Source organism: Campylobacter concisus, from assembly GCF_003048555.1.
In the GTDB taxonomy this organism is placed as follows: domain Bacteria; phylum Campylobacterota; class Campylobacteria; order Campylobacterales; family Campylobacteraceae; genus Campylobacter_A; species Campylobacter_A concisus_AO.
This window is the reverse complement of the sequence record NZ_PIRR01000066.1, coordinates 1-6229: the sequence shown is the minus strand read 5'-3', so window position 1 is coordinate 6229 and position 6229 is coordinate 1. Positions and strand designations below refer to the sequence as shown.

7 protein-coding genes are annotated in these 6229 nt (G+C 39.7%); all 7 read right to left on the bottom strand.

Annotated elements, in window-relative coordinates; all coding sequences use genetic code 11:
* Positions 1–252 precede the first annotated feature (252 nt).
* The gene (locus CVS92_RS08580) at positions 253–1266 is read right to left on the bottom strand and encodes an ABC transporter substrate-binding protein (protein ID WP_107789169.1); all 1014 of its coding nucleotides are present in this window, start codon (positions 1264–1266) and stop codon (positions 253–255) included.
* Between the two features lie 11 nt (positions 1267–1277).
* On the bottom strand, positions 1278–2054 hold the full coding sequence (locus tag CVS92_RS08575; protein ID WP_107789168.1) for an ABC transporter ATP-binding protein: 777 nt from the start codon (positions 2052–2054) through the stop codon (positions 1278–1280).
* Positions 2051–3016 carry a FecCD family ABC transporter permease gene (locus tag CVS92_RS08570; protein ID WP_234398735.1) on the bottom strand — a complete coding sequence of 322 codons (966 nt, stop codon included), beginning with the start codon at positions 3014–3016 and terminating at the stop codon, positions 2051–2053. Before CVS92_RS08570 ends, CVS92_RS08575 begins: the two co-directional genes overlap by 4 nt.
* Positions 3017–3054: 38 nt before the next feature.
* Positions 3055–3615: a class I SAM-dependent methyltransferase gene (locus CVS92_RS08565; RefSeq protein ID WP_234398734.1), complete on the bottom strand. Its 561-nt coding sequence runs from the start codon at positions 3613–3615 to the stop codon at positions 3055–3057.
* Positions 3608–3895 carry a hypothetical protein gene (locus CVS92_RS09210; RefSeq protein ID WP_234398733.1) on the bottom strand — a complete coding sequence of 96 codons (288 nt, stop codon included), beginning with the start codon at positions 3893–3895 and terminating at the stop codon, positions 3608–3610. The genes CVS92_RS08565 and CVS92_RS09210 overlap by 8 nt, the downstream gene beginning before the upstream one ends.
* A gap of 90 nt (positions 3896–3985) precedes the next feature.
* Entirely contained in the window at positions 3986–5599 is a 1614-nt protein-coding gene (locus CVS92_RS08560) for a TonB-dependent receptor (protein ID WP_234398732.1), read from the bottom strand.
* Positions 5600–5719: 120 nt separating this feature from the next.
* Positions 5720–6169 (bottom strand): TonB-dependent receptor plug domain-containing protein, encoded by a 450-nt coding sequence (locus CVS92_RS09205; protein ID WP_234398731.1) that lies wholly within the window; start codon positions 6167–6169, stop codon positions 5720–5722.
* Positions 6170–6229: the final 60 nt, after the last annotated feature.

Below are 6229 nucleotides of genomic sequence, written 5' to 3'. Positions count from 1 at the left end.
ATTTTAGATTAAGAAATGAGAGCTGATATTAAAATCAAAAAGGATAAAATGGGCTTTTCAAGGTAGTTTATATAAATTTAGCGGTAGAAATTTTATAAGATATATAAAAATTTCTACCGATTTGAAGTTTATTTTTATTTTTGAGTTTTTAAGCTTTAAAAGCTCTTTTTTAGGATATTAGAAAAATAAATTTACTTTTATACTTAAATAAATATATTAAATATAATAAATAACATTATTTTTGTCCTATTATCAAAATTCACCCTTTGGGTGCAAAATTTCTTTTAGCTCGCTATCACTTAGCTTGTAGTTATAAAACCTCTCGTAAAACTCTTTTGTTTTTTGCTCTAAATTTAGATCGCTAAATAGCTCTTGGTAAAATGTCTTAGCCAGCCAAAGCGGATAGAGCGCACCTTCAGCACTTCTTACGCTCCAAAGATAAACGCCACTTGGCACTACAAAAATTTCTCCATTTTGCACAGCTTTTAGCTTGGCAAATGATACGTTTTTAGCGATGGCATCGGCACTTTTTTGTGAATTTGTGATGATGATGTCTGGGTTAAAGATGATGACTTGTTCTTCGTTTATCGCTTTTGAAATTTTAAAATCCCCATCGCTTAGCTCTGAGCTTAAATTTATACCGCCAGCCACACTAATATACTCAGCGCCGATATCCTTTGAGCTAATGGTGTTAAAGTTTCCAGAGCTATAATTAAGCACCAAAACTCTCTTTTTTGGTATTAAATTTGCTGTTTTTTGACTTACAAATTTTATGTTATCGTTAAAATACTCATTAAACTCACGTGCCCTTTTTATGCTCTTTTCGCCCCAAATTTCGGCGATCTTGCTAAAGCTATCTTGTATCTCTTTGATGCTTTGAAATTTATCTATCTTCACAACTGCGATGCCAGTGCTCTCAAGCTGAGCCTTGCTATTTTCATCAAACATCATACCAACTGGCCCAAAAACAACTTGCGTTTTTGACGCTATGATAGTCTCGACGCTGCTACTTAGCATGCCGCTTTTATTGTCGTTGCTCTTTATTTTTGGAAAAATTTTTGACATAAGTGGAGGCAGTTTTGGCGCACCGCTAATTATATGATCTTCGTTGCCAAGCATCGCAGAGACCTGCACAAAAGCCCCTATCAAAGGCGTCGCGCGCTCGATCACATCAGGCACTTCTACCTTTTTATTGTCGCTATCAAGCACCACTCTTGCTTGCAAACTAACAAGCAAAAAAGCCAAAAGTAAAATTTTCTTAAACATATCTTCTCCTTTCAATCCACCATAACGCAAGAGTAATGCTCGCGTTCATCGATGATATTTTTCACCACTCGTATATCTGCGCCGTAAATTTTCTTTAAATTGTCGCTACTCATCACCTCGCTAGCCTCGCCGTAGATGTAGTTTTTATCACGCCCAAGCATCGCAACTTTTGCGTTTAGATAAAAGACCTGCTCTGGTTGATGAGAGGTTAGGATGATGATGTAGCCTTGCTTTGCAAGCTTTTTTATCTCTTTTAAAACTCGCATTTGGTTACCAAAGTCTAAATTTGCCGTTGGCTCGTCAAGTAGCATCACCTTTGAGCGTTGCGCTAAGGCCCTAGCTATCAGCACCATTTGCCGCTCGCCACCGCTTAGATCGGTGTAAATTTTATCTTTAAAGCTCTCTAAATTTAGCGTCTTTAACGCATCTAACGCTATCTTCTCATCCTCTTTGCTAGGGCGTTCAAATATACCAAGTCTTGCATTTGCACTCATCATCACGACATCAAAAACGCTAAAGGCAAATGGCGGAGTGTGAGCTTGCGGGACGTAGCTTATAAAGCTTGCTCGCTCTTTCTCGCTCATCTTTAGCGCGTCTTTGCCGTCTATTAAAATTTTTCCCCCAAGTGGTTTTAAAAAGCCAAGTATCGTCTTAAACGTCGTCGTTTTGCCAACGCCATTGCTACCAAGCAGGCAAAAGATATCGCCATCTTGTAAATTTGCATTGAAATTTTCTATAACGACCTTTTTATCGTAGCCGCAGCTTAAATTTTTTATCTCAAATTTCACGCAAAACCCTTTTTGCTCTTATAGAGCAGATAGACAAAAAGAGGCGCTCCAACTAGCGAAGTGATGACGCCAAGTGGGATCTCACTTGCCATTAGGCTGCGTGAAGTAGTATCGACTATAAGCAAAAATAGCCCTCCGCCAAGCAGAGAAGCTGGAAAGAGCGTTATGAAATTTGCTCCTACGACAAAGCGCATGATGTGAGGGATGACAAGCCCCACCCAGCTCACGATACCGCAAAATGAGACGCAAGTAGCGGTTAGAAGCGTTGAAGCGATGATGATTATGATGTTATAAAATTTCACATTTAACCCCATCGCCCTAGCCTCTTCTTCGCCAAAACTAAGCGTATTTAGCTTGTAGCGAAGCATGAAAAGTGGCACAAGACAGATCATAACTACGCAAAAAAGTAGAGCCAAATTTTTATATCCACCGCTTCTTGCTAGGCTTCCCATCAGCCAAAAAGTAACTTCAGGCAATTTATCATCGCTGTCAGCTAGAAATTTTATGAGCGAGCTAAGTGCTCCAAAAAGAGATGAGATGACGATGCCAGTTAGCACCATCACGAGTAAATTTAGTCTGCCCTTTGCGATGACGCTACTTATAAAAACAACAGCAAAAACAGCAAACAGACCGCAGCCAAAGGCACTAAGCTGCACGCCTATGTAGTTAAAATTTAAAATGATAGCCACGCTCGCCCCCACGGCTGCGCCACTTGAGACACCAAGGATGTCGGGCGAGACTAGAGGGTTTTTAAAAAGACCTTGATAGACAGCTCCAGAGCTAGCAAGCGCTGCACCGACAAGGATGGCAAAAAGCACCCTTGGCAAGCGAATGAGCGTAAAGACTGTGTATCCTTGCTCGTCGCTTGGCTGCTCGTTTAAAATGGCCGATCTTATAAACTCAAAAATTTGAGCGTAGCTTATCTCGTAGCGTCCGATACCTAATGAAAAAAAAGAGCACAAGCAAAAGAAGCGCAAATAATGCGAAAATGATCTTTTGGCTACTCAAATTTCATCTCCCGCACGTCCCACCAGATAAGATAGCTCCTCGTCTCTCTTTTAAATTTAAAGCCGCTTTTGGTCTTTGTGAGGTAGCTTTTTACATTTTCTTTATAAATTTCTTCTTTTTCAGGCGCGATCTCGCCTACGAATCTAAAATAAGAAAACGCCTCTTCAAGGCTAGCAAAATCCCTCTCAAAAATGGTGTCTATTATCTTTAAATTTGGATTTACTCCCATGTCGTAAGCGATATTAAAGATAAAGTTATAGCCAAATCTCCTATCGCTTAGTCCTGCCTCGTTTTCATCTTTTATCCCTTTTAAGAAGTCTTGCCAGATATCTTTTAGGCTTGGATGATCCATTAAAAACGAGGTCATGACTACGTATTTTTTAGCGAATTTACAAAGCTTTTTTATATCAAAAAGCCCGAGCGAACGAGACGCGATCACGATGTCGTGTTTTGGCAGGTCTTTTACCTCTTCTTCGTCGCTCCAGCTTTTTTGTATAAAATTTATATTATCCACGCCGGCTTGTTTTGCGTTTTGCTTAGCGTGTTCAAGCATTTTTGCGAAAGGATCGAGCGCGCTTACGCTTTTTACCTTTTTTTGCCAGCGGCACGCTAAGCCTTGCCGGACCGCAGCCTACGTCAAGCACGCTATCTTCCTTGCTAAGCGGCAAAAGCGAGAGTAAATTTAGCGTCGAGCCGGCCTCCATGCCGGTCATCTCGTTATACATATCTGCGTAATCATCCCAATTTACGCCACCATCTTTGCCTTTTACTTTTTGTAAAGTAGGCAAAAACACTCGCTCCAAAATCGCTTGATAATCAACTAGCCCTTGCATCTCTCTCCCTTTGGTTATTTAAATCTGCCCTACGAAAAGGGTAAATTTAAAGAGCCTAAAGCCAAAATAAATTTGGCTTTAGTTTTGGTTTTAGAATTTAACCTGAGCTGAAAGCATGAAGGTTCTGCTTTGTCCTAAGAAAAGTGAAGTTCCGCGTCCAGCAACTGCACCATCCACACCAGATGGGAACATTCCTGCCCAGTATTTTTTATCAAAGAGGTTATTTATGTCAAATCTTATAGTTGTCTCTTTGCCTAGCCAAGCTTTTGTAGTATATCTAGCCCCAACATCTGTTGTGAAGTAGCCATTTACGCTATGAGCGTTGGCATTGTCGATGTAGCGTTTGCCTGTGTAGTGGAAATTTGTTGTAAATGCAAGTTTGTTTGTATTTGGCACAGCGTAGTCAAATAAGACATTTGCTTGAAATTTTGGCTCACCGATAACTGTTTTACCCTCAGACACGCCATCTTTAGCATTTTTTATCTTAGCATTAAGAAGCGTAAAGCCACCATACATACTTAAAGTATCAACAAGCTTTCCGCCAGTAGTTAGCTCAAAGCCACGGTTTCTTTGTGTACCTTGAATTTTATACTCTGCATTTGCTCCGCTACCGACTAGGTATGCTACCGGGCGTTTGATCTCAAAGATCGCAGCTGATAGATCAAGCTCACCTAGTCTTGCTTTTGCACCGATCTCATATTGTTTACTTCTAATAGGCTCTACTGTTAAAGTCTCGCCTGCTCTAGGTCCTCTTCTAAAAGTATAAGTTGATTGTTCATTTGAGATACTATCTGCATAAGTAGTATAAAGGCTTACGTTTTCAACTGGCTTATAGACAAGGCTTGCACCGTAGTTAAAGCCACTTTTATCATAGTTTTTCTCTTTAGATGGATCTAGCTTATAGCTTGTAAACCAGCTTCTTGAAACTGATAAGATAGAGCTGAAGTAGTCATTAAATTTAATATCATCAACAACAGATATATTTTTCATATCGCTACTACTACTTTTATATCTACCACTTCCTTTTGCCACATGTGGATCGTTAAAGATTCTTGGGTTATACAAATTTGACGTGCCAAGATTTGCTCTACCGCCACTATTTCTAGCACTATAAATAGTCCAGCGGTATCCATTTGTAGCTACGGCAAAATTATGCGATAAAGGACCTGTTTCAAAATTTGTCAAACCTTTTAAAAACCAGCTGTCTACATCAAATCTACCAGATGCACCACTGCCACCACTTTTAGTAACTTCATAATCTCCATTTTGATTTAAGAATTTTCCATCGGTGCCATACATATCACGGATAGCCTTTTGCCACTGATAGCCACCTTCAAAGTACCAGTTCTCTGTTGGAGCATATTTTAGTTTTACGCTAGCTGTCGTTGTTTTAAGGTGATTGCCACCAAATGTTTGCTCAAGTCCTCTTTTAGTATCTTTTACAGGGCTTGGTACATCAAAGTCTGCAACTCCGTTTGTTAATGGCATACTAAATCCACCTGGCATACCTGAGTTTTTATGCTCATAGTGGCTAAAGTTTGTCTCAAGTGTCAAATCCTCTGTAAGGTAAAAATCAAGTCCAAGTGAGGCTAAACGACGAGAAAATTTACTATCTTTGGCATTCTTTTCTCCGTCTGAGTAGTAAAAGACGCCTCTATATCCGACTTTTTCAAATTTATTTGAAGTATCAAGACCTACGCCCAAATTTGACCTTGAGCTATAATCAGTCCAGATGATGTTTTGAAGCGGAACTGGGCGCTTGCGAGAGTAGAGGAAATATCCAGAAGGCGTAGCACCACCATAAAGTGAGCCAGCAAGTCCGTTTTAGATTTGTAAGCTCTCAAACATCGCCATAGGTATAGCTGTGGTTGATGTAGAGTAAAAACCATCCCAAAGAACGTTACCTACGACTGAACCTTGAAAACCGCGAGTTTGAGGACGACCAACATCGCCACCACCACGATATTGAATTTGTGCTGAAGGGAAGTATCTAACTGCATCTTCAAAACCTTGAACACCTTGGTTATCAAGAACCTCTTTTGAGATCGTATTTACTTGATAAGGCATATCTATAACTTTTTTATCAGCCAAAGGACCAGCAGCGACTCTTTTGCTTAAAATTCCTTCATCGATGCCACTCTCGCTGATGTTGTCACCAACTGAATTTACTTCAATACCCTTAAGCTTTGTCGTTTGCACAGCAAAAACTTGACTTAAAAAACCACTGCACATCAAAAGTGCAGCACATGTTGCAACCGAGATTTTGTAACTCAATTTTTACTCCTTTTACAAAAATTTTACATCTGAAATGTTACTAAAACAAATCTTAAATAT